The sequence below is a fragment of the Methanosarcina horonobensis HB-1 = JCM 15518 genome (genome assembly GCF_000970285.1).
GTDB classification, from domain to species: Archaea; Halobacteriota; Methanosarcinia; order Methanosarcinales; family Methanosarcinaceae; genus Methanosarcina; species Methanosarcina horonobensis.
Genome location: NZ_CP009516.1, coordinates 4,371,834 through 4,397,259 on the forward strand (window position 1 = coordinate 4,371,834; position 25,426 = coordinate 4,397,259).

Below are 25,426 nucleotides of genomic sequence, written 5' to 3' on the forward strand. Positions count from 1 at the left end.
GCAGTCTATGGAGAAGTATTTTTAGGATACTCGGATGAGAAACTGAGTAGAAAGTACTTATAATTCCCTCACCAGTCTAAACCCAAGATTGGCAAAACGACTCTCAGGTGCACGGCTGAAGCGAGCAGCCGAGCGGCAGGAATCGGGATCACAGTACCAGCTTCCCCCACGAGAGACACGATTGGAGCTAGTTCCTTCTTCCCATGCACTGCCATCACAAAGGGAACCGTTATAGTTTTCGTGCCATTTATCCTGAACCCATTCCCAGACATTCCCATGCATATCATAAATTCCCCAGGAATTTGGTTTCTTCTGGCGAATGGGGTGAGTTTTACGACCTGAGTTTTCAGTGTACCATGCATACTCACTGAGTTCGGACTCGCTACCGCCAAAGTAATACCTGCTTTGTGTACCGGCTCTACAGGAATATTCCCATTCGGTTTCCGAAGGCAAACGATATTTGTCAGTATTTTCTGCTGCATTCAGTTTTTTAACAAATTCCTGGACATTTTCCCAGGAAACCATCTCAACAGGGCGAGCTTCACCCTTGAAGTGTGAAGGGTTATTTCCCATTATAGTCTTCCATTGTTTTTGTGTAACCTGTGATTTGCTCATGTAAAAATGGCTTTTAATCGTTACTCTGTGGGTCGGAGATTCGAAGTCTGACCTTCCCAACTCATCAGAAAAGGAACCCATATCAAACTCCCCGGTCGGAACCGATACAAACTCCATACCGGTGGACAAGCTGATGAATGTTTCAGGAATTTCTGAGTTTCCAGATTTTGCAGCAATGGATGAGTCTTGAATTGAGTCTTGAATTGAGTCTTGAATTGAGTTTCTGGCTTCTTCCTTTTCTCCCTTTTTCAGATAACACCTAACTGCATTGATGTGATTTATAATACTGATCTTGCTTCCCACAGAACCTCCCCCCGAAAGTTCTTGCTTCTGGCAGTTTCTATAGTTTCTCCCTATTTTTCACATTATTGGCAGAGACAATAATAGAGTCATATATTGGCGGAAACTCATTTCTAAGTTTCATAGCTAACTTATTTATATAGTCCATGTACTTTTTATTTAGCGCAAAATTCTCCACTTTGACTTATAAGAAGCATATTCAATGACAAACTTGCGTTAAATACAGATTTTCATTTTTTAATTGCTAATGAGCTGTGGTTTTTCATCAAATACGATATTTCCTGTCTCTCCCTTAAACCTGAACTGTCGGGAAAAAGGTTTCAAAAAAACTCATATAAACAAAAGTAAAATATGAGTTAGTCTATCATAAGTGACCCCTACCCAAGATCTAAAAAACCTGAAGCCCTAAAACCATGGACAGCCGAACCGCCCGTTATTTGAAATCCCATTTTCAGAACTATTATAAAACTGCTGAGATAAGCCTCCCAGACCACCTGCCTAATAGAGAATGGGCTTTTATCTTCTACGACGACATGCCGGAAAAGATGATGCACAGGCACAAGTCTTTCGGCTCATCTGGAGAAGCTCTTGATTACCTTTACGGCATGGCTCCTGCGCATGTTTACAATTCTACTGCTTATTACGAATATCCTGATGCGCGGAAAATGAACGAAAAGAACTGGCTTGGGGCAGAGCTCATTTTTGACCTTGATGCAGACCATCTGCCCAATGCCCCGAGAAACTATGCGGATATGCTTGAGCTTGTGAAGAAAGAGTCTCTTAAGCTCATGGACTTCCTTTTAGATGATTTCGGATTCTCAGAACAGGAGGTTGAGCTTGTTTTTTCCGGAGGGAGAGGATACCATTTCCATATTACCAGTCCGAAAGTCCTGAAGCTAGGGAGTTCCGAAAGAAGGGAAATCGTGAACTATGTCAGCGGAAGGGACATTGATTTCAAGTACTTTTTCAGAGAAGTTGCAATGGACGGAGATTTCGGGACAGGCTCAAAGACATTTAAAGGTATTAAGAATGTACCGATGAAATGCACGCTCGTGGGATATGATTCGGGGTGGGGAAAGAGGGTTGCACTTTACCTTACTGACTACATGAAAGCAGAGTGCGGGAAGAAATACAAAAAAGATATGTTTCCTGAGCTTCGAAGGCATGAGAAGGTCGGGGATACGACAATCAAAAAGCTGATTAACATTACTAACAGTGAAAACGGCTTAAAGGATATTCTGGAGAGAGGAAGACTGGACTTCGACGTAAGAAATTTTAAGGAGATCGCCGCATATTTTATGCAGGAATCGATGGGAAATTTCCTGCACAGGTTCGGAGCTAGCGTTGATGAACCCGTAACTGCAGATATCAAAAGGCTTATCCGTGTGCCAGGGTCCCTGCACGGCGGATCAGGGATGCTTGTTAAGAAACTTGCCCTGTCCGAACTGGAAGGGTTTGATCCGCTTAATGACGCAGTTGTTTTTGGAGAAAGGCCGGTAAAAGTGACTGTTTCAAAGCCTTTTTCAGTACAGTTGAAGGGCAAGGATTTAAGAATAGAAGAGGGCATACAGGAAGTTCCCGAGTATGCAGCCGTATATCTGATTTGTAGAGGTGTTGCAGAGTATGGATATAGAAGAAATCAGCCAGACGCTGTATAAAGAAAAAAACCAGACATTAAAAACAATTCCGGCTGATTTTTACCTGGAAGCCGAAAAATATATCCGGGAACTCGAGAAAGAGATAGGTAAGATAAATAATCCACGTTCTCCGGAATCAAAGATGCTCAATGACGAGCACGAAAGGGCACTTTCCGACCTTGAGACTATCTTTATGAAAAGGATAGGAAAGGTCATAACCAGGGCAACTATCCAATCTCATGCTGACAAACCTATCTCAAAGGATATTGAAAAGCTGCTCCCTATTGAGAAAATGCTCTACGATCTTGTGCTTCAGGGAATAGAAGCTGCAAAAATAGAGCTTCTGGGCCCCATTCTTTATCCAGATTCCGGAAAGATTGCTGTCTGGCCCGGAATGGGGGAAGCAAAACAGGCTTCTGCTGCTATTCTTGTAGAAGCAACGACAGGTAGAGGGGTAACCGTGGCTGCAGAAGGAAAGGGAACTGAGTCGGGCAAAAACAATATAAGTGAAGAATATGTTGTTGTTCGAATACTGAAGGACCTGCCTACCTTCACAGGTGCGGACGGCCGGAACTATACTGTCAATGCTGAAGATGTTGTTGTTTTGCCGCAACTGAATGCGAAAGGGCTGATAAAGCGGAATGCAGCAAAAATGATTGCTGCCGGAGATGAAAACTCCGGAGAGAAGAATTCCGAAAAGAATTGATTTCTTGAGACATGCAGCTTGTTTTAGCCAGAAAATAGTTGGGGACAGATATTTCAGAGATACTGCAAACAGCAGGTTCATGTCTTATGAAGAAGATAGCGCTTCAGGCAATAGTATTAGTATTTATATGTGTAGCTATATCTGTGTAGCTTAACCTTGTTAGCGTGCTCTGACCTCATCTCCGATAGAGACCGCCACTCAGGATTCGAGACAAAAAGAGGTCAAGACGATTCAAACTCATCAAATCAAAGGCTTCCCAAATAATAGCTTCTCAGGAAATAAAACGCCATACGTAACGCCATACGTATATTCAATAAATATAATTAAACGATGCTTTTCCGCAAAAGCCGGAAATGCACACCAAGTACCAATAATCATCAAAAAGGTGTAAAGAATGAAGATTCCAAAGAGGTTCAGAACTTACTGCCCATTCTGCAAAACCCACAACGAAGTCGTAGTTGAAAGGGTCAAGAAGGGCCAGGCTTCATCAATGACTCACATTGCAAGGCAGAAGAAGAGACAGCAAGGCATAGGGAACAGCGGAAAGTTCTCCAAGGTACCCGGTGGCGACAAGCCAACAAAGCGCATCTGGCTCAGGTACCGCTGCACGGTATGCAAGAAAGCCCACCAGAGACCTGGATTCAGGGCAAAGAAGTTCGAGTTCAAGGAGTAAGATAAAATGGTAGACTACACCCAGAGACCAAAGAGCAGGTTCCTGCGCGTAAAGTGCAACGACTGCGAAAACGAACAGATCATATTCGGAAGCGCAAGCCGCAAGATTACCTGCGTTGTCTGTGGAAGAACCCTTGCCGAACCAACCGGTGGAAAATCTACAATTACAACTCACATCCTGGAAGTGCTTGAATAACCGGACCGGTAAAAGCACTGCACAGGAGTACAGTAGAGAGTAATAAAAGACAAAAATCGAGAAGTGGTACGAATGGGAAACGATAACTGGCCCGAAGTCGGAGAGTTTGTTGTCTGTACGGTGAAGAATGTAACTGATTTCGGAGCCTACGTCGAGCTTGAGGAATTCGGAGGACGGGAAGGTTTCATCCACATCTCCGAAATTAAAGCAGGCTGGGTCAAATACGTCAGGGACTACGTCAGGGAAGGGCAGAAGATCGTCTGCAAGGTCCTGAACGTGGACCCTTCCCGCGGCCACATAGACCTTTCATTGAAAGACGTGAACGAGCACCAGCGGCGGGCTAAAATCCAGGAATGGAAGAATGAGCAGAAAGCCGCCAAATGGCTCCAGTTCGTGGCTGAAGAGACAAAGACCGATGAAAGCGGCCTGCAGGCTCTGCATGAGAAACTTGTAGAAGAGTTCGGAAGTGCATATTCTGCCTTCGAAGAAGCAGCTATCGAAGGAGAAAAAGCCTTTAAAGGGCTCAAAGTCAACAAGAAGTACTTAAAGAGCATAGCCAAAATCGCAGGAGAAAATATCAAACTGCCCTTCGTGGATATCGCAGGGTATGTGGATTTGACCTGTAATCTTCCAAATGGCATAGAGGTCATAAAGCAGTCCCTCAATGCTGCAAACTCCATCAGTGATGTAGATGGAAAAGATGTCAGGCTCGAGATAAGCTACACAGGGGCTCCGAGATACAGGATAAAGGTAATAGCTCCTGACTATAAAAAAGCCGAATCCGTCCTTAAGAAGTCTGCCCAGACGGCAGTAGACACTATTTCCAAACTTGGCGGACACGGGACCTTCAAACGGCATATCGAATCGACAAAGGCGTGATACCCTTTGGGACAAAAGATCCGCAAATGCAAAAATTGCGGCAGGTACACTTTAAGGGAAAAATGTCCGGTTTGCGGGGGAGATACCTTACCCGCTATTCCGGCTCGCTTTTCTCCTCAGGACCCTTACGGTAAGTACCGCAGACTGGCAAAGAAAGGATAAGGATTTTTATGCAGCAAAGTACACTTGTCCGCCTGAAAGAAAAACTTGAGCTCAAAAACCCTATACTGGTAGTCGGACTTCCGGGTGTAGGGCTTGTGGGCAAGCTGGTGGCAGAACATCTGGTAGACGAACTTGAGGCTGAAAAGATTATGGAGGTTTATTCCCCACATTTTCCACCTCAGGTCCTTGTCAATAAAGATTGTACGATCCGCCCGGTAAGTAACACCATATATCATGGGAAGGCAAACGAAACTGATATTCTATTTCTTGTAGGGGATCACCAGAGCACTACCTCACAGGGGCATTACGAACTCTGTTCTCTATATCTGGATGTAGCTGAGGAACTTAAAGTACCCAGGATTTACACACTCGGAGGCTACCCGACAGGTAAGCTCACCTATGAAGAGACAGTCCTTGGAGTTGCTAACAGCACTGACCTGATCGAAGAGATTAAAAAATACGGAGTCGAGTTCAGGGAATCCGAGCCAAGCGGAGGAATTGTAGGAGCATCCGGCCTGCTTGTTGCTTTCAGCGGAATGAGAGGTATAGATGCCGCCTGCCTTATGGGAATGACACCCGGATACTTGATGGATCCTAAAAGTGCCCAGTCTCTTTTGAAAGTACTGTGCAATATCTTCGGAATTGAGGTAAATACAGACTCTCTTAAGAAAAAAGCCGAGGAAATGGAGAGTATCCTTGAAAAACTGAAAGAAAAAGAAGAGCAGCAGAATTTCCCCGAGGTTAAACCCACGGAAGAAGACCTGCGTTACATAGGGTGAATAAACAGCTGGATAAACACGGTTAGAAGTTCCAGGTTGAGAGTATAAAGGATCAGGAATCCGGACAGATACACAATTAAAGAACCTGATAGTTAAAAACTTCTGGCGAAAGGTTCGGAAATGAAAGTCAATGCAGACCTCCATCTCCACTCAAAGTACTCTATGGCATGTTCCGCAAAAATGGAACTGCCCACAATTGCAAGTGAAGCCTCGAAAAAAGGGATGGAGCTTATCGGTACAGGGGACTGCACCCATCCGAGATGGCTAGAAGAGATTAAGAAAGCAGCCATTTCAGACGAAGAAATCCGGATAGGAAATATATTTTTTATCCCGACTACAGAAATCGAAGATATAGACAGGGTTCACCATCTCCTGATTTTACCTTCGATTTCAAAAGCCGAAGAACTGGCAGAAAGAATTGCTCCTTTCGGAAACCTTGAAGCGGACGGACGCCCTACAGTTAAACTGGACGGCTGTGAGATTGCTGAGATTGCAAAGGATCTTGAAGCTCTTATCGGCCCCTGCCACGCTTTTACTCCCTGGACTGCTCTCTACGGCTACCATGACAGCCTGGAAAGCTGCTATGGGAGTATGACAGATTATGTTTCTTTTGTTGAACTTGGCCTTAGTGCAGACAGCAATTATGCTGACAGGATTGAAGAACTGCACAGACTGACCTTCCTTACGAACTCAGATGCTCATTCCCCTTCTACAAATAAACTGGCAAGGGAATTCACTCAGTTCAATGTCCCTGATATCACCTTTGAAGGACTCAGGAAAGCAATTCTGAGGGAACAGGACTACGGAGCTACTCTGAATGTCGGTTTTTTCCCTGAAGAAGGAAAATACAACCGGTCTGCCTGCATCAAATGCTTTACTCAGTATACTCTGCCCGAAGCCGAAGCTATTAAATGGCGCTGTTCTGTATGCGGAGGCATTATAAAAAAAGGAGTAACTGATCGGGTCAACGAACTCGCGGATTTTGAGGAGCCAAGGCATCCTGCCTACCGCCCTCCTTACCTTCACCTCATCCCTCTTGCCGAAATCATACAGATGGCACTCGGTCACGCAAGCGTCCAGACAAAAGGCGTAAAAACAGCCTGGGAAACCCTTGTAGAACATTTCGGAAATGAGGTTGAAGCCCTTATTTATGCAGAACCCGAAGCCCTGAAAATTGTGGACGAGAAGATAGTAAATGCAATTCTCGCCTTCAGGAAAGGCGATGTAATAATTCATCCGGGCGGAGGCGGACAGTACGGCTGGCTAGAACTGCCTGAACACCTGAAAAAGAATAAGGCTGAGCCTGCCAGAAAAACCGGCGAGGAAAAGAAAAAGGATTCGAAGGTGATAAAAAAGGAGAAAAAAAAGCCCGGATCTCAGATTTCTTTCTCTGACCTCGAGCAAAAAAAAGCGGTGGAGACATTAAAGACTGATGTTGAAAAGGCCGAAAAAGCAGGAACAAAAAAAACAGAGGAAGAGAGCTCAGAAAAAACTGCGGGTCAGAAATCTCTTTTTGATTTTTAAGATCCTGAATCCCATTGAGAATAAAATATATAAGATAGAAAGTATATTCACTTAACTCTGCACCAAAAACGCCGGGCATTGCCCGGAAACTTCCTTATTACATAATAATATAATTACATAAGACGTCCGTTCAATACTTAAAACGAAGCAACCTAAAATAAAATATAGAAAGTAATTATCAAAGTGCCCAGGTCGTCTAGCGGTAGGGCGACGGTCTCGAAAACCGTTTCTCCTTGGGGGATCGCAGGTTCGAATCCTGCCCTGGGCGTAACAACTAACCGAAAACTGTTTGAAATCTATTTAGAAACATAACTGCTTAAAATATATTTTTTACTGACAGTTACAAAATGCCTTATGAGCTTTATTTATTCCACACGGTCCTAGGCTTCAGAGTCCGTAAAAGGAGTTTTTTTCTCCTGACATTCTTCTGGAAAAATTAACATTATTCCAGTTATATTCGAGTCCTTTCGGAAATAAATATATGGATTTTCACAGGATTTGTCTCATAACTCTTTTTTTGAGGACGCCGACTGTTTAATCAAAGTTGCGCTGGCGCACCCCGCAGCAAGCTAGCGGAGTATTCGACTGAAATAAATTCATTACATACCTGCAGCTTCTTTTTTCAAAGTTCAGATACTCCGGAATGTACAGTCCTGTGAGCAACCAGCCAAAGAGAGGTATTAGCACACAGCCCGGAAAATTAAATTTATAAGCATAGTTTAAATCCTAAGCTTAGAGCATAAACAAAAAACCAATTACTGTTTAAATTAATTAACTAAAACAATACAAAAAAGTTTTAAAATTTAAAGGAAAAGTTTATATATAAAAAGAATAATTACAGAACAACAAGTTATATAACTTGCAAAAACAAAAAAAGTAAAAAAACTAAAACATAAGCCACCAAATAGATCTAAAACCCCTCGATGATTGAGAGAAAAATTTACTTATACTCTCAATCACGATTTTTTATAATATACATATTTAAAATATATAATAACTTAATTGGAAAAAAACCGAGTTTTTTCACAGAAAATAAATTAAAGTTATCATTTCTGAAGGCTAATGAATTAGATAATTTTGAACAATAAAAACTGGATTACTTAAAAATGTAAGGAACTAGTTCATAAAAAAATAAAGTGTTATAACTATGGAAGATTAGGAGAAACATTTGCTGGACTCAGAAGTCATATGGACAGAGTACCGGAAACTGGAAACTGAATTCCTGGATTGTTTGCAGTACGTGCCTTTAATAGAAGACCATTACAACGTATGGTCACAAATGCTTGGCGATATTTTGTTGAAAACAGGGAACTTATTAGATTTATTTTTTGGAAAATTGATATTTGACCCGGTATTTGATGATGTTGAAAGCATTAGAAAGGAGAGAGAAAAGATCAAACTAAATAAACTCCAGTGCGGTATAATTAATTATTACTATGCTTTCAATGAATATTATCGTCTGTATGATAGAGAAATATACATTCTGAACCCCCAAAAAGCTGAAAACGCTATTAAAAAAATCATCCCATTTTCGGACTGGCTACCGGAAAAGCTGATCTCTAAAAATAATCAGCTTGAGTGGTGGGATGCATACACTAAAATAAAGTGTAACCGCTTTACAAATAAAAGGGAAGCAACCCTGAAAGTAACACTTGAGGCACTTTCGGCTTTGTTCGTTCTGCTTTCTTTATATCCAGACACAAAGAAACTGTTAGTATATAAGAGCATTATAAAAAGCAGATATACCGGAGATCATATCAATGTCCTTATAAAAGGAAGTATAAAAAAGAACAAGGGCCTGAAGGAGCATGAAATTATCCTTGTCGAAACACCTCTTTTTGGATATGTTTTTGAGGGTTCGGACAGTAATCGCCAAAAAGAAACCTGTTACTTTGATCATCAATTGGCTGGTATATGTGTGTGAACTCCAAAAAAAGAACGTTTGCAAGTGTGTGAGATCTTTATAACCAATCAAATGTAACCGTATCTCACCGGCATTTTATTTACTTTCTTTTATTTAATACTGAATTCCCTTTTCTCTCTTTTGCAAACTCTATAGTGAATTATAGTGAATAGATGGTTGTCAGGATCTCTTTTTTTCAAAACGTACTCAATATGCAAAGTCAGATTTTGGTTTCAGATATTCTGAGCGTTAAAAATAATAAATATGACCTGGTAATAGGGTAAAAAAAGATTTCAAACTAAGGGGAGATAAATATGAGTTCCAAAGACAACCTTAAAGCTGCATTTACCGGCGAATCGATGGCAAACAGGACATACCTTGCCTTTGCGAAAAAAGCAGACGAAGAAGGATATCCTCAGATAGCCAAACTCTTTAGAGCCGCTGCTGCCGCGGAAACAGTCCATGCTCTCAATCACCTTCAGCGTATGGGAGGGATTGGAACTACAATGGACAACCTGAAAGATGCCATTGACGGGGAAACATACGAATTCACTAAAATGTACCCAGAATTTATAGAAGAAGCAAAGACGGAAGAGGACAAAAGGGCTCTCTGGAGCTTTGAGGTGGCAAATAAAGTAGAAAGGATCCACGCAATGCTATACGAAAAAGCACTGGAAGAAATCGGAAATAACAAAGAAGTTGATTATTACGTATGCTCTGTCTGCGGACATACTATAGAAGGCGAGCCTGAAGGTAACTGTCCGATCTGTGGGGCAGCCGCATCCAAGTTCAACAAAATCGACTGAAAACTGCGACAGGACAGCGGCTTCTTTGGCGGTCAGCATAATAAAGAGAGCTAACGGATAAGAAAAAGCTCTCTATCTACTTTTTACTGCCAAATGACTCTTTTTTTCTGCACAAAAGCAGACTGAAACCCATTAATGACCTTGTCTTGTTGTTTTGTTTTCATGAGAACATCAAGCAAATTACAGATTTAAACAAATTACAAATTGGTTGTTCAAGTTCTCTGGTTATCTGGTTTTTGTGTAGTTCTACTTTCCTAATCTCACAGAGCCATACAAATATCTTTATTTGTAAAACCCAGATAATAGAAGGAAATTGAAAAGGGAGCCCTGAATTCATTGAAACTGAACAAAAAATTGATGAAATATTTTGACCGCAGAAGAACAGGCAAATGGACAGGTGAGGTAAGTACGTATGATTTCACAGTCCGCCTTCTCGGCTTTATCTCCTTTGCAATCCTTGTGATCTTAATACTTGCGGGGATAATCTATTTCCTTTTAATGTACTGAAAAAGGAATAATGACTTTATAAAAATAATAAAGTTTTAAAATTTTTATTCAGAAACACTCTTTTCTGCCGTTAACTATTTAAGAGAGAAGGGCTATTTCACTATCCTTGTAAAGGGGCTGTGGCCTAGCCCGGCATGGCGATGGGCTCCAGCGGATAAATGATGAACAACGGGTCTACCGAGTCTTTCCCGACGGGGCAGGACAATGAGGAACCGTTGGAGCACTGATAGATGCTCACCAGAGAACTGTTAAAGCAGTTGTTCGGAGATACCCGTCGATCGTGAGTTCGAATCTCACCAGCCCCACGTTTTTATTCTTTTTCTTTAATTTTGATATTCACTTTTTGAAATATTCATTTCCTAACCTGTTATATATTTGGAGAAACCGAGTAGGGAAACCTGTAGTTTAGGGAATAATTACTTTCACAAAGCTCCCCCAATGATTATTACCTCCAAAGTATAATCTTCTTCTAAGATCCGATTTTTTATATTCATTTAAAAGACCGAGGTTCTTCTTTGAAGCGAGAAAAAGAAGAAATTGCAGTCCTTGTCAGAGCTACTCCGGAGAAAAGCAAAAGAAACGGGGATGGATATGCTGTTGGAGTGACCGGTATCAACAAACATGGAGAACTCCTCAGGCTTTATCCTTTCAGGTTCAGGTACGGTGAAGGGCTGGTAGACTTCAGGAGAAATGACCTGCTTGAAATTACGGTTACCAGGCCCGAGAATGACCTCAGATTGGAAAGCAGGAAAGTCCTTGACTACGTCAACCTGGAAAGGCATGCAAAGGACAGAGAAATGAAAGAGCTTATCCTGCCGCTGGTGACTTCTTTAGAAAGGCTGAACATCGAAGGGACAAGCCTTGGAGTGGTAAAGCCGAAGCTTCTTAATATTGAGGTGAAGGTAAATAGTCTTGAGATTTTTGACCGGCAGCAGTACTTTGATACGATAGGGAATTTTCTGGAAAAAGGGGAAAAAGCCGGAATGCCCGTTGAGATAAAGTATACTTTCAGGTGCGAAGGAGAAGAAGCCTGCAGAGGACATAAAATAATCCTGCTTGACTGGGAACTCAATGAAACCGTACGGAATATCATAAGGAAAGAGAAGGAACCTCAGGCTGTGAAAAAGAGAATAAGAGAACAGCTCTTTGAACACTTGAAAGAAAAAGAACTCTACTTTATCATGGGGACTCATTTCACGTACGGAACCTGGTTGATCACAGGAATTTTCTATCCTGAAAAAGAAAGTGGTAATCAGAGAAGCATCTTAGATTTCAGGCAGAAGAGAACATCTGCTGAAGTGAAAAAAGAACAGCCTGCGTGATAACAGATAAAATCCAGCAGTGTAATGAACCCTGTAAATAGAGGTGATGAGTTTAAATATCAGTTACAAAAAATAAATACTCATCATTAAAAACGAAGGGGTCCTCTATAAAGAGCAAATCTAACCTTAATAACCTTAAACCTGCACGCATCAGGAAAGCCTTTTCCTGCATAATATTTTCCTTTCTGATACTTATTTTAGCTGTCAGCCCTGCATTTGCGAATGCGGCTGCTGAAGGTTCCGATACTTCAGGCCTCGGTACTACAGGTGTCCAGCAAAACAGTTCCGCAGGTGAAGAGACCGAAAACCCAGATGCAGCGGAAAAAGAGAGTTATGGGAAAATCGAGATTATAACAATCCCGAACGGTTCTGAGATCTACATAAACGAAAAGCCTCTGGGAAAGAAAACCCCGGCTCTCATAGAGAAAGTACCTCCCGGTTTTTATGAAGTAGTATTGAGGAAGGAAGGATATGAAGATGTTTTTGCGCGAGTAAGCGTTGAACCCGGTAAAACGTTTTCACTCACAAAAAAGCTCAGTATAAGCAAACGGGTGTGCAGCATTTCTTCAGTCCCTTCAGGAGCAAGTGTCTACCTTGACGGAAAATACAAAGGAGTAACTCCTGTAGTATTTCACGTAGAGGAAGGACGGCACAAACTGACCATAAAGAAATCTGGATACAGCACGGTTTCAAAAGAGATCAATGCCTCATCTGAGACAGCATCTGTAATAGAGGAAAAACTTCACTTCAGTCTCTTTACTTACTTTACTGCAACCCTGATTATGCTGGTTACGGGCATTATTTTAAAAAGAAATCCCGAAAAGCTAAAATTTAAGTTTCCAATAAAAACTCCGGAAGATGGCAGAGTACTTAAAAAGCTTCAGGAGGGAGCAGGGAAAAGAGAGGTAAAAGTGAGGGTAGAGGAAAAAACGACAAAAGAAACAGAAATAACAAAAGAAACGGAAATCGAAGAAAATAAAAAGCCAGCCAGAGGAGATGAAAAATTGGGTGAAAAAACTCCAGATACTGGTGGTCTTGTAGAATTGGAGAATCTTTCAGAGCCGGACTTTAAGTATACGGTAAAGAAGAAAAGCCAACAAAAATAAAGAAAAAGTCTGATGAAAATCTATAAAAAACCTATTAAAAAATAGGCTAGAAAAATCAATTAAAATTACTTAGAAAAATTAATAAGCAGAAAGTGACCGCTGCCTTATCCGGAAGCCCTCATCCTTCAAGTTCTTTTGCCAGAAAAGCTTCCAGCCGGTCCATGCCTTCTGCAATGTTTTCCAGGCTGTTGGCATAGGAAAAGCGCAGATAGCCTTCTGCCCCGTTTCCGAAGTCTATGCCTGGAGTTACTGCCACCCCTGCCTCGTTGAGTATACGGCGGCTCAGTTCAAGGGAGTCGCTGCCGTACTTGCGGGCGTCGGCAAGGACATAAAAAGCTCCCATTGGCTCTTTGCGGACCTCAAGCCCCATGCCGAGAAGCCTTTTTAGCATGTACTGGCGGCGAGTATTATAGGTCTGGACCATTTCAGCAACGTGTTCCTGAGAACCTTTCAGGGCTGCAATACCTGCTTCCTGCACAAAAGAGTTAGCACAGATAAAGAAGTTCTGGTGGATCTTCTGAAGCGCACGTACACATTCCGGAGGGCAGATAATATAGCCGAGCCTCCAGCCGGTCATTGCATACAGTTTGGAAAAACCGTTCAGGACGAAAGCGTTTTTAGTATATTCAAGTATACTGTGTTCTTCTCCGCTGTAGATCAGGCCCTGGTAGATCTCGTCCGAAACAATAGGAATCCCTCTTTCCTCAGCTATCGCGGCAAGCCCCTGAAGGCTTTCATGAGACATGACATGCCCTCCGGGATTTGAAGGACTGTTGATAAGGATGGCTTTCGTATTCGGGCTCAGGCACTGCCTTACAGTTTCCGGTTCAAGAGCAAAGCCGTTTGCCTCACTTGTGTAAACAAAAACAGGAGTCCCCCCCAGATGCTTTACAAAATTAGGATAGCAGGCGTAGTGAGGGTTTGACATAATTACTTCATCCCTCTTTTCAAGCAGAGCCATAAAAACCATCAAAAGACCCGGGCTTGTCCCCGAAGTAACAATGACCTGACCGGGATCCAGGTCAACTCCAAACTTCTGATAGTAAGACTCAACTATTGCCTCTCTAAGAGCAGGCAGTCCCTGGCTATGAGTATATTTTGTTAATCCCCGACCAATAGCAGCACAGGCGGCTTCACATATGTGGGGAGCAGTAGGGAAGTCAGGCTCTCCGACCTCAAGGTGGATTATATGCCTGCCCTGAGCTTCCAGAGCCTTGGCACTTTCCAGGACTTCCATCACATAGAAAGGGGGAATATCTTCTGATTTTTTTGAAAGGATACATTCGGAGTTTATCGAAAACATAAAAGACCTTCTGAAAAATGATTACTATAAAAGCCATAAGCTAAAAGCAAACAATAACACTGAATATGTACCTGAAACTGCGTATGCTTTCAATATTTAAATATTCTGTGGGAAAAACAAAAAGTCAAAACTGAGGAAATAAAAGGGAAATTAATTTCCAGAAAAAACTGGAAAGAGAAAGTAAACTCTATGGCTGGATAGTTTCTACAGAAACTTAATCTTCCGGCATAATTTTTTCAACAACTTTTACATCCGGCCCATCCCATCCCTGATTTTCAAGTGTCTTCGAAAAATCACGTTGCAGGGTCTGGAACTTTTCAACGTTTTCAGGGACAACATTAAGAAATTCATAATCGCCATAAGCTCCTGTAAAAAAGGAGGCAACCGTTTCTTCGAACTTTTCTTCTATCCTTTGTGGATACCAGAACCCGTATTGAGAAAGCAAAACAAAGTTAGGGTCAGGCACAGGAGTCTCTTCCGGATAGACATAAAGACCTATAAAAACCTCTTCTCCAGACTTCGCAAGAACAAGTTTTTTTTCAAATTCAGGCTTCTGAAGTTTGAGAAACCATTCTCCCTTTAAAAGGTCTTCAGTCTCTTTAATAACCCCATGGGCTTTCAGAATCCTTTCAGCTACCTGCTGAATCTCCAGAAGCATGCTCTTACGCTGTTCCTCAGGCATATTCAGACAGGAGACACAGAACTCTTCTGAGGGAACTCCTGATTGAATATCAGGCTTTTTTCCCTGCGTCTCCCGCTCCTCAGCCTTTTCCTCATAATTTTCAGGATTTTCCTCATCGCTCTGAATATCCTTCCTTTCCGGTCGTGTTTCGATCTCAGGACGTTCTGCCATGCTTAGCACCCCCGTTAATATATAGGACGGAGGTGTCCATAAGCATTGGGATTGATCCATAAAGGTCAGCATTCAGTTCAACCTGTAATCCTGAGTCGGATTTGTTTCAGGAACTATGCATTTCCTAACTTTTAACCAATCCTGTTTCCCTGTTTTCCTCATGAGATGAAACCTCTTTTACATCTTCGGAAGCAAGCCACCTGACTCCAAGATATACAAACGGAGTATCAAGAAGAGCGAAAATTATCTTAAGAGCCCAGAGCGGTAAAACCATATAAAAGATTGAGACTGCTCCAAGCTCGGGAGTCGCATGATAGAAAGCAATAAACGTGAAAATTATAGAGTCGAGCAGCTGGGAAACAATTGTTGAAAGGTTATTTCTGAGCCATAGATATTTCCCATTTGTTTTTTTCTTCCAGAAATTAAAAGCCCATATGTCATAGTGCTGGCTTATAGTGAAGGCGATCATGCTTGCCAGAATAATTCGTAAGGAACTTGAAAAAACGTAATTATAAGCCTCATTATGCGGATATAGGGGGGAAGGAGGCAGGCCAGTGCTTACAAATACGAAAAATGCAGCAATACAAAGTGCAAGAAAGCCTGCATGTACGAAAATTTTTGTTACTTCCTTTCCCCTAACCTCTTCGACTATGTCCGTAATAAGAAAGGTAGGCGGATATCCTAGAAGGCCGACTGAAGTCACGATTCCGAAGATCTCAATTAGCTTGCTGCCGAGAAGGTTCCCAAGGAGTAAAGAGCTGACGAACATCGTCAACAAAAGCTGAATTTTATAATCTATGGGTTTCATGGATTCTCAGGGTTTAAGTTGGGTTTGGGGTTGGTATAGGCGAATATACTATAAGCGAAATGCTTTGATTTACACGATACCGGTTCACCGGGTTTCGGAAGGCGAACTGTAAAGAACGGTTTCAGAAGCAGAAAGTTACCTGAAACGCTCTGCTCTTTTGAAAAGGTTTTGAGGCGATCGGTCTACCTCATCACATATGATCTTATGAGGAATAGAAGAGGGAAGGATAGAGCATGCCTGACTGTCCGTACCTCGCAGTCCCCAGGTATCGTCTGTGAGAAGGAAGTAGGAGTTTTCGAGTCTGACCCCTTTTGCTTTAAGGGAAGAAAGAATTTCCAGGTTTGAGAGGTCTTTTCGAATTTCCTCAGCAGCTTTTACCTGGGTGCCCGGACCTCCTTTTTTTATGGAATAAAACCGGTCATCAGAAAGGACTTTTTCCATCGTGCGAATTACCAACCTATAACAGGTTTTTTTATTTGTGGACATTTTCGGTACTTTCTCAAGATAGAAAACACTGCTTTTGTTACGGGCAATATCAGAGAGGATATCTTCCCGTCTTGAAAAGGATTCAACACGACATGTAGCTGTACTTGAGAAAAAAACAGGAAACTTTTTAGACAGGCTGTCTGCAGCTGCCTGATTCACTTTTTCGCGGGGAATGTACTCGAAGCTAACTCTGGAACCCGAAAACTCCTTTTCTACTTCCTGCACCCTTCCCTGAAAAACTTTTACGGCTTCAGTAGAATCGTTATAAACAACTATTTCTTTATCGCCTTCGGAAAAAATTCCGACAAGAGAGATAGCAAAATCAAGGGCTGAAAGTTCACAATCAAGATTATTGCGAGGATCACCAAGGACTTTGGTTGTTGATTGGTGGATCTGCATATCGTTCCTGAGCACCACGCAGCCGATGTAGGAGTCTTCACCTTCATTATAAGATGAGTCACAGTAGACTTCAAGCATTTTTTAATTCACCTGTTACCAAGAGAATAATTTACGCTAAATGATGAATATATTAAGTATTGTAATGGACTATTGATTAATAGTCTTACATAAGTACTATAACGACTGAAGGAATAAAGTTAAAAAATTTATTAAGAAACTGGAAACAACGACACTTTGTTTCGCATAAAGAACCTCATTAAATAATCTTAAACATGCCAGGCCCTTCTGGCAGTCTTCTGACAAAACCAAACTGCTCATAAAACCCGACGTTTCCTTTGCTGCCATCAAACCTACAAAAGTCCCAGGGAAAGTATGGGTAGTGAACTACCCCTCCCTGCCTGATGGCGAGGAAGGGGCTTCTTGCTTCATCCCTTGAACTACTGTTCACAAGTCCACAAGCCCATCCCCGTAGTTCCTACGGTGTCAGATAACTATAAGATTTTGATCTTGCAGAGAGAATTTTTTGATATTGATTGCAGCATTTATGTCTCTATCATGCTTTGTTTTGCAATCGGGACATACCCATTCTCTATCCTTTAATGTCAATTCTGAATTATGATAACCGCAAACATTACATATCTTAGAAGAAGGCTCAAATTTTCCGATCCTTAGAATAGTCTTTCCTAACCATTCAGCTTTATACTCTAATTTTGTTACAAAACTACTCCACGAAGCATCGGAAATAGATTGAGCCAGACAATGATTTTTTACCATACCTTTTACGTTCAGAGTTTCCAGTGCAATAGCTTGGTTCTCACTGATAAGTTTAGAAGAGATTTGGTGCTGGAAATTGTTTCTCTGATTGCTTATTTTCTCATGGATTTTAGAAAGACGTTGCCTAGCTTTGTTTCGGTTATTAGAACCTTTAACTTTCTTTGAAACTCTCTTTTGCAAACATTTCATTCTTTTAAGAGAATTTTTGAGGTATTTAGGATTCTCAACTTTTTCTCCATTAGAAAGAATTGCAAAATCTTTTATACCTACATCTATGCCTATTGTATTTGATTCTGATATTTCTTGTTTTTCAGGTGTTTCTTTTCCATCGTCAACAAGAATACTTATGAAATATTTTCCTGTACTTGATTTAGAGATAGTTGCAGTTTTCATTTCACCTTCAAATCTTCTGTGAAGAACTGCATTTACTTCTCCAATTTTGGGAAGTTTGATAATATTTCTATCAAAATTTACCGTGTAATGTTGTGGCATTTGATAGGACTGCACTGGATTTTTCTTAGATTTGAACTTTGGGAATCCAGTTTTTTCTCTAAAGAATTTTGTAAATGCTGATTCTACATTTACCAAAGAGGCGAGTAGAGCCTGTGAATTAGCTTTTTTCAACCATTCGTTAGAAGGCTTTATTTCGTGAACTAAAATCTTTTGTAAGTCGAATCTTGATATTGATTTATTTGATTGTTGATATGTTTTTATCTTCTGTTCTAAAGCCCAATTATAGACAAATCTACATGCGCCAAAATGAACTTTGATTAGTTCTTTCTGATCATTGTCTGGGTAGATTCGGTATTTATAGGCTTTTAACATAATAAATATTATATGTTTTAGAGAGATAAATAGATTTTGTTAAACTTGCTTTGTCGGGAAGTTGACGGCTTTCATCCCCCACCTGTCGCTTCGCTCCGAGGAAGGGGACTTCCCGCCTTAAAGTTAAAATAGTTCATAACTGCACACATGATATGTTTTCCAATTCCATGTCCCTGAAATTCGGGCAGTACGATAATGTCCTGGATATATAAGTAAATCCCTCGGTCCCCGATGACTCTTCCAAAGTCTATAATATTGTTTTCTGACATAACATATATGGAAAAAAGAGAGTTGTTTAAAGCGAGTCTAATAGCTTCAGAGTTTTTAGTGCCCCATCCAACTTCAGCACGAAGCTTTTGATATTCTTCAACATCAGGCACGCGCTCTAATAATATGTATTTCTCGTTAAGTTTTTCGTATATAAGAACTATTCCTTACATGTAAGCGAAAAAAACACTATCGATAAGTGAAAAGAGCAGGTTAAAGATTGGGTTTTGAGCAACTACTCCTTAAATGGATACAGGAAAAAAGGAAAAAGATGCAATCAGATAATGATTGCAGCTGTCCTTTCGTCCTTCTCTTCATCGAAATCTGTTACGAGAGCTTCTGTTGTGAGCACCATGCCTGCAATTGATGCAGCGTTCTGAAGCCCGCTCCTTACCACTTTTGTCGGGTCGATTACTCCTGCTTCGAAGAGGTCTTCAAACATGTCTCTTTTCGCATTGTACCCGAAGTGTTCACTGGATTCAGCCTTTATGGTTGCCACCACTTCAGCGCCTTCTCTGCCTGCATTTGCTGCAATCTGGCGGACAGGGTCTTCTATGGATCTCTGGACGATCTTTACACCTACCTGTCTGTCGCCTTCAAGGTTAAGAGAATCAAGGACTGCAGCTGCACGGAAGAGACTTATTCCTCCTCCTGTAACCACCCCTTCCTCAACTGCAGCTTTTGTTGCGTTCAGGGCATCATCGATTCTCATTTTCTTTTCCTTGAGCTCGGTTTCGGTTGCAGCTCCCACCTTGATTACCGCAACGCCACCTCCAAGCTTTGCCTGGCGCTTTTTGAGTTCGGTCTTCCTGTAATCGGCTTCGGCAATATTGACCTGGGCTTCGATAATCCTGACTCTTTCATCGATGTCTGCTTTGTCGCCCCTGCCCTCAACAATAATTGTCTTGTGATTGTCAACCGTGACTTTCCTGGCACTTCCTAGCATGTAATCGCTGAACTCTTCAAGCTTCATGCCCTTTTCTTCACTGATAACCTGCCCGCCGGTAAGGACAGCAATGTCCTCAAGCATCTCCTTTCTCTCGTTTCCGAATCCGGGAGCTTTCACAGCGCAGACCCTGAGGGCTCCGCGAATAATGTTAAGAATAAGGGCTGCCTGGGCATCCCCATCAACATCTTCAGCAATAATAAGGAGGGAACGGCCTTCAGAAGCGACTTTCTCAAGCACAGGCACTATCTGCTTCATGCTGTTAATTTTTTTGTCAGTAATCAGGATATAGGGGTCTTCAAATTCACAAATCATTTTTTCGGTATCGAGAGCCATATAAGGGGAAACAAATCCGCGGTCGAACTGCATACCCTCAACAACATCGAGGCTGGTTTCCATAGTCTTTGAATCTTCAACTGTGATTACTCCGTTGTAGCCGACCCTTTCCATAGCATCGGCGATCAGGTTGCCTATTTCTTCGTCATTGTTTGCAGAGATAGTAGCTACCTGAATGATTTTATCCTTGCCCTTTACCTCCACACTCTTGCCCTTGAGATACCCTACAACTTTTTCCGTGGCAATCTCAATCCCTTTCTTAACTTCTATGGGGTTTGCTCCGGCACTGATGTTTTTCAGGCCTTCCCGGATCATGCTCTGGGCAAGAAGGGTAGCTGTTGTTGTCCCGTCCCCCGTGTTATCCTGGGTTTTGGAAGCGACCTCCTTGACGAGTTTGGCTCCCATATTTTCGAACTTGTCATGGAGCTCTATTTCTTTTGCAATGGTGACACCGTCATTTGTGACCACAGGCTTTGTACTTTTATCCAGAACGACATAACGGCCCTTGGGTCCCAGGGTGATCTTAACGGTATTTGCGACTTTATCCACACCGCTTAAGAGTGATTTTCTCGCACTCTCATCAAACATTATCTGCTTTGAAGCCATCTGTATTCACCTGAATTAAGATCAAATTTACCGAATTAAATCGATTTATCGAAGTCATTATTTGCCTGAATTCATTTTGCCTGACATTGATCTGAGTCATGATTTACTGATTTTCGTGATTGTCTGATATGAGATTCAGAAAATGGCTCATTCAATGTTATTCTTCAACAACTGTTGCCAGGATATCTTTGAAGTCAACAAAAACGTATTTTTCATCGTCGATTTCAATCTCATCGGCCTGGTATCCTCCGTAAATTACATGGTCACCCTTCTTCAGGGGGAGTTCTTTCCCATCTTCAAAGGTCCCCACAGCGATAACAATTCCTTCTTTCTTTTCCTGTCTTGCAGATTCCGGGATATATATCCCACCTTTAGTGACTTCTTCTTTCTTCTGGTGCTTGAGTAATACACGTTCGCCAATAGGTTTGACAATCATTTTTTGTTCCTCCTATATGTAAGCGACCTTAATATTAGCTGAAGATTAACCGGCTGTTATAGGCCAGTATGAATAGGTGAATTATTGAGCTATTTAGCGCCCAACTATCTGCATATAATGCAAAACTTATATTTAAAAATTACCAGCAAAGTTGAGGTCATTTATCAATAAAATAAGTATTATCGCAATAAAATAGATATGATATCTACAAATCTAAATAAAGTTTATATATCTGAATATCTAAAAGAATAAACAGATGGTTCAGCAAATTATCCTCAGAAGCCTTGAAAAACCCCGTATTAAAAGCCTTGAAGAAGACCTTATATGGTTCTGTGACAGCTTTGGCTTTTCTTCGGGCAGGGATATCGAAAACACAGCCAACAGGATAATTTTCAGCCTTATTGAAAAGCTCTCAAATGACATGGAAAGTTCATCAGAAGCTCTGGCTGAAGACCTGGATATGAAAATCTCAAGAATCAACCATCATCTCCGGAACCTTAATGAGTCCGGGCTCCTGTACAGAAAAAAACGCCTGATTTATTTGAGAGGAGGCAGCCTTAAAGCTGCAGTAAGGGAGATGAGGAAGGATTCGGAAAGAATACTGGATGAGCTGGAAAACATAGCTGAAGAAATAGATTTGATGATGGGCCTTAAAAACAGGTAAAAAAACAGAGACATGAGAAGTACTTAAAACAGGATATGGAAAATGCCTAAGAAAGCAAGACATAGAGTACTTAAAAAGTAAAATCTATTAAAAACTATAAAAAATATTAAAAAACTTACATATGGATAATAAACCGAAACAACGGACTCAAACCGGAAAAGAATTCAATAATTACCTCTATTCATTTTCAGTAATGAATAAAGTCTCCATAATTCCCTGTTCTGATTATTCCAACGCAAAAGAAGCAATAGCCCGGGCTATTGACCTGCTCGGAGGTCTTGAAAACGTAATTGATCCGGGAGATAGCGTACTTCTAAAGCCAAATATCCTTGCAGCAAGCCCGCCGGAAACTGCCACAACTACCCATCCGACTGTGGTAGCAGCAATGTGTGAATTCGTGACCAGTGCAGGAGGAAAGCCAGTGGTCGGAGACGGAGCAGGAATCTCAAGACCTGGAGCTACTGCAAAAGCCCTGAAAGTCTCGGAAATAGAAGAGGCTGCCTTAAAAGCAGGAGCAAGGGTTGTGAATTTTGAGACTGCGGGTTTCACCCTTGTAGAAGTTCCAGAACCTCTTCAGTTCCGAAAACTATACATTGCGAATCCTGTCCTTGAGGCCGATGTGGTAATATCTCTTCCGAAACTGAAAACTCATGAGCTTACATATTATACAGGCGCGGTCAAGAACTTCTTCGGAACTCTTCCTCTTAAGTGCCGAAAAGAGACTCACCTTCTTGGAAAACGAGACCTCTTTGGCGAAGCTGTCGCTGATGTATATTCGATTATCAGGCCTGATTTTGCGGTTATGGACGGGATTGTTGGCATGGAAGGAAACGGCCCTTCCCATGGAAAGCCCGTAAACTCAGGAGTAATTTTGGCAAGCCGGGATTGTGTTTCCCTGGATATTGTTGCGGCAGAAATGATAGGCTTTGATCCCCTGAAAATTCCTACGACCGCAGGTGCCCTTAAGAAAGGCTTTGGAAACCAGTGTCCTGTTGTGGTAGGAACACCGTTGAAAGAGGTAAAAAAGAAATTCAAACCATCAAGCGGAGGAGTCAGCACAGCCCCGCCTTTCCTGAAACGCAGCCTCGGAAAATACTATACTATTTACCCCCGAATTAACCAAAGAAAATGTACTCACTGTGCAGCATGCTACAACAATTGCTCTCCTCGTGCCGTGGAGATGCTTGAAGACGGGAGTTTCAGGGTCAATCAGGAGAAATGCATTTTATGCTACTGCTGTCGTGAACTCTGCCCAAATGATGCGGTCGAAATCAAAAAATCACTGCTTGCATCCCTTTTGACAGCAAGAAAATAAATTAATTTATAATATCTGGGCAAGAAAAATAAAGAATCGGAATAAAGAGACCTAAGTAATTAAGAAATTTAAAAACAAGAGCCTAAAATATTTTTACTTTTTGAGACCATTTCAAGAACAAACTCATACTCTACAGTAAAATCAGTTTAGTTCAGGAAGACATGTGATGCCTCCCTGAAATTTTAATTACTGATATTTACGTTCCCGTCTCTCTGCGATCGTACGCTCTCTTTCTAGCCGTTCCCGCTCTTCGTTATCTGTCTCTTTTTCCTCCATCCGTTCAAATCTTTCTTTATCCTGCTCTGCCATTTTCTCTTCTGCGGTTTTTAACTGCGCGCCTCTCTCTCTTTCTGTCCGGGCCATCCTTTCTGATTCTGCCCTGGGCATTCCTCCGGTTGTTTCAGCCGTTCCTCCCTGCCAGTAAGGCTGGTATCCATAGTAAGTATATGTCCTTGAGAGTTCATCGCGGGTTAAGGGCCACCTGTCCTTATCGAAACCTTCTGCGTTTTCCAGGACATCTTTGGAAATGTCAAGGGTGAAGGCGTGCTCATGCACATTACATTTAAGGGAATTCCAGGGAATAGCAAACAGCTTATCGCTCATACCCATGAATCCGCCAAAAGACAGGACTGCATATGCGACCCTGCCGTTGTCGAGATCGATCATTAACTCTTCAATCCTTCCAAGGTCTTCTCCAGCTGTATTGACAACTCTGTCCGACTTTATTGTGCTTGCTGACAAAAAGTCTGGCATCTCCCTGGTCTCCACCCGTGTCTCTACTTCGGTTCTCTCTCTTTCCAGCTGAGCCAGTCTCTCTCTCTCTTCCTGTGCCCGTCTCTCCACTTCGGTTCTTTCTCTCTCAAGTTGAGCCAACCTCTCCCTCTCAGCTTCTGCCTGTCTTCTTGCCTCGGTACACTCTCTCTCCAGTTGAGCCAGTCTGTCCCTGCGGGTTTCTTCCTGTGTATGTACTTCTCTCAGCTCTGCCTCGAGCCGGGTTACTCTTTCTGTCTCTTCCTGCCTCCTTGCCTCTTGGAGCTCTCTCTCCAGTTGAGCCAGCCTCTGCCTTTCGGCCTCTGCCTGTCTTTCTACCTCAATACGGTCTCTCTCCAGCTGAGCCAGCCTCTCTCTCTCATTTTGTGCCTGACGCTCTCTTTCCATCCGTTCTTTCTCTAGCTGCGACAGCTTCTCTTCCTGTTCACCTCTTAGCCCTTCCAGCCTTTCTCTTTCCTGCCGCGCCCTTATCTCTTCATCAGTTTCTACTACTTCCGTTCTCTCTCTTTCTGTCCAGACGACCTTTTTTGTTTCTGCCTCTCTAGTTTCTGTCTCTCTAAGCACTCCTCCCGAAACCGCGGCTTTCTCCATCTTTCTTGTCGAAACTTCTGGTTGTTCTGCTGTTACAATCTCCCAGTAAGGCTGGTATCCATAGTTAGTATAGGTCCTGGAGAGCGTCTCACGGTGTAAGGGCCAGTTGTCCTTATCAAAACCTTCTTCTTTATCGAGGGTCTCTTTAGGAACATCGAGTAGGAACTTGTGTTCATGAACCCTCAGTTGAAGAGCCTGCCATGGAACTGCAAATAATTTGTTGCCTATACCCAGGAACCCACCATGTGAGACTACGGCATATGCTACCTTTCCATCCTGGAGATCAATCATTAACTCTTCAATCTTCCCAACGTCATTTCCAGCTCTATTGACAACCTTGTCCCCTGTTATAGTGCCTGCTGACAGAAAGTCAGGATTTTCCCTGCTTGACGTCCTTTCCATCCTCGCTGCTCTTTCAGTCCTGGTTTCTCCGGGAACTCCGGTTTGTCCCGTTACTTCAGTTTGCCAGTAAGGCTGGTAACCATAGTAAGAGTAGGTTCTGGAGAGTTCCTCACGGGTAGTTAGAGGCCAGTTATCTTTGTCAAAACCCTCTGCATTCTCAAGAGTTTCTTTAGGAACATCGAGTAAGAATTCGTGATCGTGCAATCTCAGTTGAAGAGCCTTCCAGGGTATAGCAAACAGTTTATCGCCCATACCCAGGAATCCGCCAAAAGAGAGCACAGCATATCCTACTCTTCCATCCCGGAGATCGATCATTAGTTCTTCAATCTTCCCAATGTCTTCTCCAGCTCTATTGACAACCTTATCCCCTTTCAGTGTGCTTGCTGACAAAAAATCTGGATTTTCTCGACTTACCATACTTTCAACTCCTTGAGTTCTGAAAATATATATTTTAAAGCCTGCACCCCCAGGCAAAACTTCAAAACGTTTTCTCCAATTAAGTTTTTCTCAACCGCCTGATTTGCCAGTAA

Annotated in this window: 26 protein-coding genes and 2 tRNA genes; 17 read left to right on the forward strand and 11 right to left on the reverse strand. The window is 42.1% G+C overall.

The features are described from left to right. Positions 1-57: 57 nt before the first annotated feature. Positions 58-918, reverse strand: a complete 861-nt coding sequence (locus MSHOH_RS19045) for a formylglycine-generating enzyme family protein (protein ID WP_048142075.1) — start codon at positions 916-918, stop codon at positions 58-60. Between the two features lie 410 nt (positions 919-1,328). On the opposite strand from MSHOH_RS19045, the gene priS reads away from it, so the two are divergent. The 15 genes from priS (at position 1,329) to MSHOH_RS19105 (ending at position 13,114) form a co-directional block, all read left to right on the forward strand. After that, a complete protein-coding gene (gene priS / locus MSHOH_RS19050; RefSeq protein ID WP_048142077.1) occupies positions 1,329-2,573 on the forward strand; it encodes a DNA primase catalytic subunit PriS in 1,245 nt (414 codons plus the stop codon). Then, positions 2,539-3,258: a DNA replication complex subunit Gins51 gene (locus MSHOH_RS19055; RefSeq protein WP_048142079.1), complete on the forward strand. Its 720-nt coding sequence runs from the start codon at positions 2,539-2,541 to the stop codon at positions 3,256-3,258. The genes priS and MSHOH_RS19055 overlap by 35 nt, the downstream gene beginning before the upstream one ends. A gap of 394 nt (positions 3,259-3,652) precedes the next feature. Continuing rightward, positions 3,653-3,931 (forward strand): 50S ribosomal protein L44e, encoded by a 279-nt coding sequence (locus tag MSHOH_RS19060; protein WP_048142081.1) that lies wholly within the window; start codon positions 3,653-3,655, stop codon positions 3,929-3,931. A gap of 6 nt (positions 3,932-3,937) precedes the next feature. Continuing rightward, a complete protein-coding gene (locus MSHOH_RS19065) occupies positions 3,938-4,126 on the forward strand; it encodes a 30S ribosomal protein S27e (RefSeq protein ID WP_011020692.1) in 189 nt (62 codons plus the stop codon). A gap of 72 nt (positions 4,127-4,198) precedes the next feature. Further along, the gene (locus tag MSHOH_RS19070) at positions 4,199-5,005 is read left to right on the forward strand and encodes a translation initiation factor IF-2 subunit alpha (RefSeq protein WP_048142083.1); all 807 of its coding nucleotides are present in this window, start codon (positions 4,199-4,201) and stop codon (positions 5,003-5,005) included. A gap of 6 nt (positions 5,006-5,011) precedes the next feature. Further along, positions 5,012-5,167, forward strand: a complete 156-nt coding sequence (locus tag MSHOH_RS23230) for an RNA-protein complex protein Nop10 (protein WP_082089423.1) — start codon at positions 5,012-5,014, stop codon at positions 5,165-5,167. Between the two features lie 8 nt (positions 5,168-5,175). Then, positions 5,176-5,946, forward strand: coding sequence for a proteasome assembly chaperone family protein (locus MSHOH_RS19075; RefSeq protein ID WP_048142090.1), 771 nt, complete (start codon positions 5,176-5,178; stop codon positions 5,944-5,946). Between the two features lie 120 nt (positions 5,947-6,066). Further along, entirely contained in the window at positions 6,067-7,470 is a 1,404-nt protein-coding gene (locus tag MSHOH_RS19080; RefSeq protein ID WP_048142092.1) for an endonuclease Q family protein, read from the forward strand. Between the two features lie 185 nt (positions 7,471-7,655). Beyond that, positions 7,656-7,738, forward strand: a tRNA-Ser gene (locus MSHOH_RS19085). Between the two features lie 972 nt (positions 7,739-8,710). Then, complete coding sequence (locus MSHOH_RS19090) at positions 8,711-9,394, forward strand: hypothetical protein (protein ID WP_162197661.1); 684 nt, start codon at positions 8,711-8,713, stop codon at positions 9,392-9,394. A gap of 293 nt (positions 9,395-9,687) precedes the next feature. Next, complete coding sequence (locus MSHOH_RS19095) at positions 9,688-10,179, forward strand: rubrerythrin family protein (RefSeq protein WP_048142095.1); 492 nt, start codon at positions 9,688-9,690, stop codon at positions 10,177-10,179. A gap of 357 nt (positions 10,180-10,536) precedes the next feature. Beyond that, positions 10,537-10,686 (forward strand): hypothetical protein, encoded by a 150-nt coding sequence (locus MSHOH_RS24100; protein WP_162197662.1) that lies wholly within the window; start codon positions 10,537-10,539, stop codon positions 10,684-10,686. A 113-nt stretch (positions 10,687-10,799) separates the two neighbouring features. Further along, positions 10,800-10,991, forward strand: a tRNA-Trp gene (locus tag MSHOH_RS24105). Between the two features lie 210 nt (positions 10,992-11,201). Then, positions 11,202-12,008 carry a hypothetical protein gene (locus MSHOH_RS19100; RefSeq protein WP_048142096.1) on the forward strand — a complete coding sequence of 269 codons (807 nt, stop codon included), beginning with the start codon at positions 11,202-11,204 and terminating at the stop codon, positions 12,006-12,008. Between the two features lie 347 nt (positions 12,009-12,355). Beyond that, the gene (locus MSHOH_RS19105) at positions 12,356-13,114 is read left to right on the forward strand and encodes a PEGA domain-containing protein (protein ID WP_275425595.1); all 759 of its coding nucleotides are present in this window, start codon (positions 12,356-12,358) and stop codon (positions 13,112-13,114) included. Between the two features lie 118 nt (positions 13,115-13,232). On the opposite strand, the gene MSHOH_RS19110 is transcribed toward MSHOH_RS19105, so the two are convergent. From MSHOH_RS19110 to groES, 9 genes are all read right to left on the reverse strand, one after another. Then, the gene (locus MSHOH_RS19110; RefSeq protein ID WP_048142098.1) at positions 13,233-14,417 is read right to left on the reverse strand and encodes a pyridoxal phosphate-dependent aminotransferase; all 1,185 of its coding nucleotides are present in this window, start codon (positions 14,415-14,417) and stop codon (positions 13,233-13,235) included. A gap of 214 nt (positions 14,418-14,631) precedes the next feature. After that, a complete protein-coding gene (locus MSHOH_RS19115; protein ID WP_048142100.1) occupies positions 14,632-15,270 on the reverse strand; it encodes a hypothetical protein in 639 nt (212 codons plus the stop codon). A gap of 124 nt (positions 15,271-15,394) precedes the next feature. Then, positions 15,395-16,078: a queuosine precursor transporter gene (locus MSHOH_RS19120; protein ID WP_048142103.1), complete on the reverse strand. Its 684-nt coding sequence runs from the start codon at positions 16,076-16,078 to the stop codon at positions 15,395-15,397. A 135-nt stretch (positions 16,079-16,213) separates the two neighbouring features. Continuing rightward, positions 16,214-17,041 (reverse strand): ribonuclease H family protein, encoded by an 828-nt coding sequence (locus MSHOH_RS19125; protein WP_048142105.1) that lies wholly within the window; start codon positions 17,039-17,041, stop codon positions 16,214-16,216. 178 nt (positions 17,042-17,219) lie between these two features. After that, positions 17,220-17,411 (reverse strand): hypothetical protein, encoded by a 192-nt coding sequence (locus MSHOH_RS19130; RefSeq protein ID WP_048142106.1) that lies wholly within the window; start codon positions 17,409-17,411, stop codon positions 17,220-17,222. A 35-nt stretch (positions 17,412-17,446) separates the two neighbouring features. Continuing rightward, a complete protein-coding gene (tnpB, locus tag MSHOH_RS19135) occupies positions 17,447-18,562 on the reverse strand; it encodes an IS200/IS605 family element RNA-guided endonuclease TnpB (RefSeq protein WP_048142107.1) in 1,116 nt (371 codons plus the stop codon). A gap of 71 nt (positions 18,563-18,633) precedes the next feature. Next, positions 18,634-18,942 carry a GNAT family N-acetyltransferase gene (locus MSHOH_RS19140; protein ID WP_052730937.1) on the reverse strand — a complete coding sequence of 103 codons (309 nt, stop codon included), beginning with the start codon at positions 18,940-18,942 and terminating at the stop codon, positions 18,634-18,636. A gap of 164 nt (positions 18,943-19,106) precedes the next feature. Further along, a complete protein-coding gene (gene groL / locus MSHOH_RS19145; RefSeq protein ID WP_048142108.1) occupies positions 19,107-20,717 on the reverse strand; it encodes a chaperonin GroEL in 1,611 nt (536 codons plus the stop codon). 157 nt (positions 20,718-20,874) lie between these two features. After that, positions 20,875-21,153 (reverse strand): co-chaperone GroES, encoded by a 279-nt coding sequence (groES, locus tag MSHOH_RS19150; protein ID WP_048142109.1) that lies wholly within the window; start codon positions 21,151-21,153, stop codon positions 20,875-20,877. A gap of 256 nt (positions 21,154-21,409) precedes the next feature. Here groES and MSHOH_RS19155 point away from each other — a divergent pair, with 256 nt between their 5' ends. Both MSHOH_RS19155 and MSHOH_RS19160 read left to right on the forward strand, forming a co-directional pair. After that, the gene (locus tag MSHOH_RS19155; RefSeq protein WP_048142110.1) at positions 21,410-21,817 is read left to right on the forward strand and encodes an ArsR family transcriptional regulator; all 408 of its coding nucleotides are present in this window, start codon (positions 21,410-21,412) and stop codon (positions 21,815-21,817) included. 193 nt (positions 21,818-22,010) lie between these two features. Next, positions 22,011-23,132, forward strand: coding sequence for a DUF362 domain-containing protein (locus MSHOH_RS19160; protein WP_048142111.1), 1,122 nt, complete (start codon positions 22,011-22,013; stop codon positions 23,130-23,132). A 186-nt stretch (positions 23,133-23,318) separates the two neighbouring features. Here MSHOH_RS19160 and MSHOH_RS19165 read toward each other — a convergent pair whose 3' ends face one another. Beyond that, a complete protein-coding gene (locus MSHOH_RS19165; protein WP_048143647.1) occupies positions 23,319-25,313 on the reverse strand; it encodes a PRC-barrel domain-containing protein in 1,995 nt (664 codons plus the stop codon). Positions 25,314-25,426 lie beyond the last annotated feature (113 nt).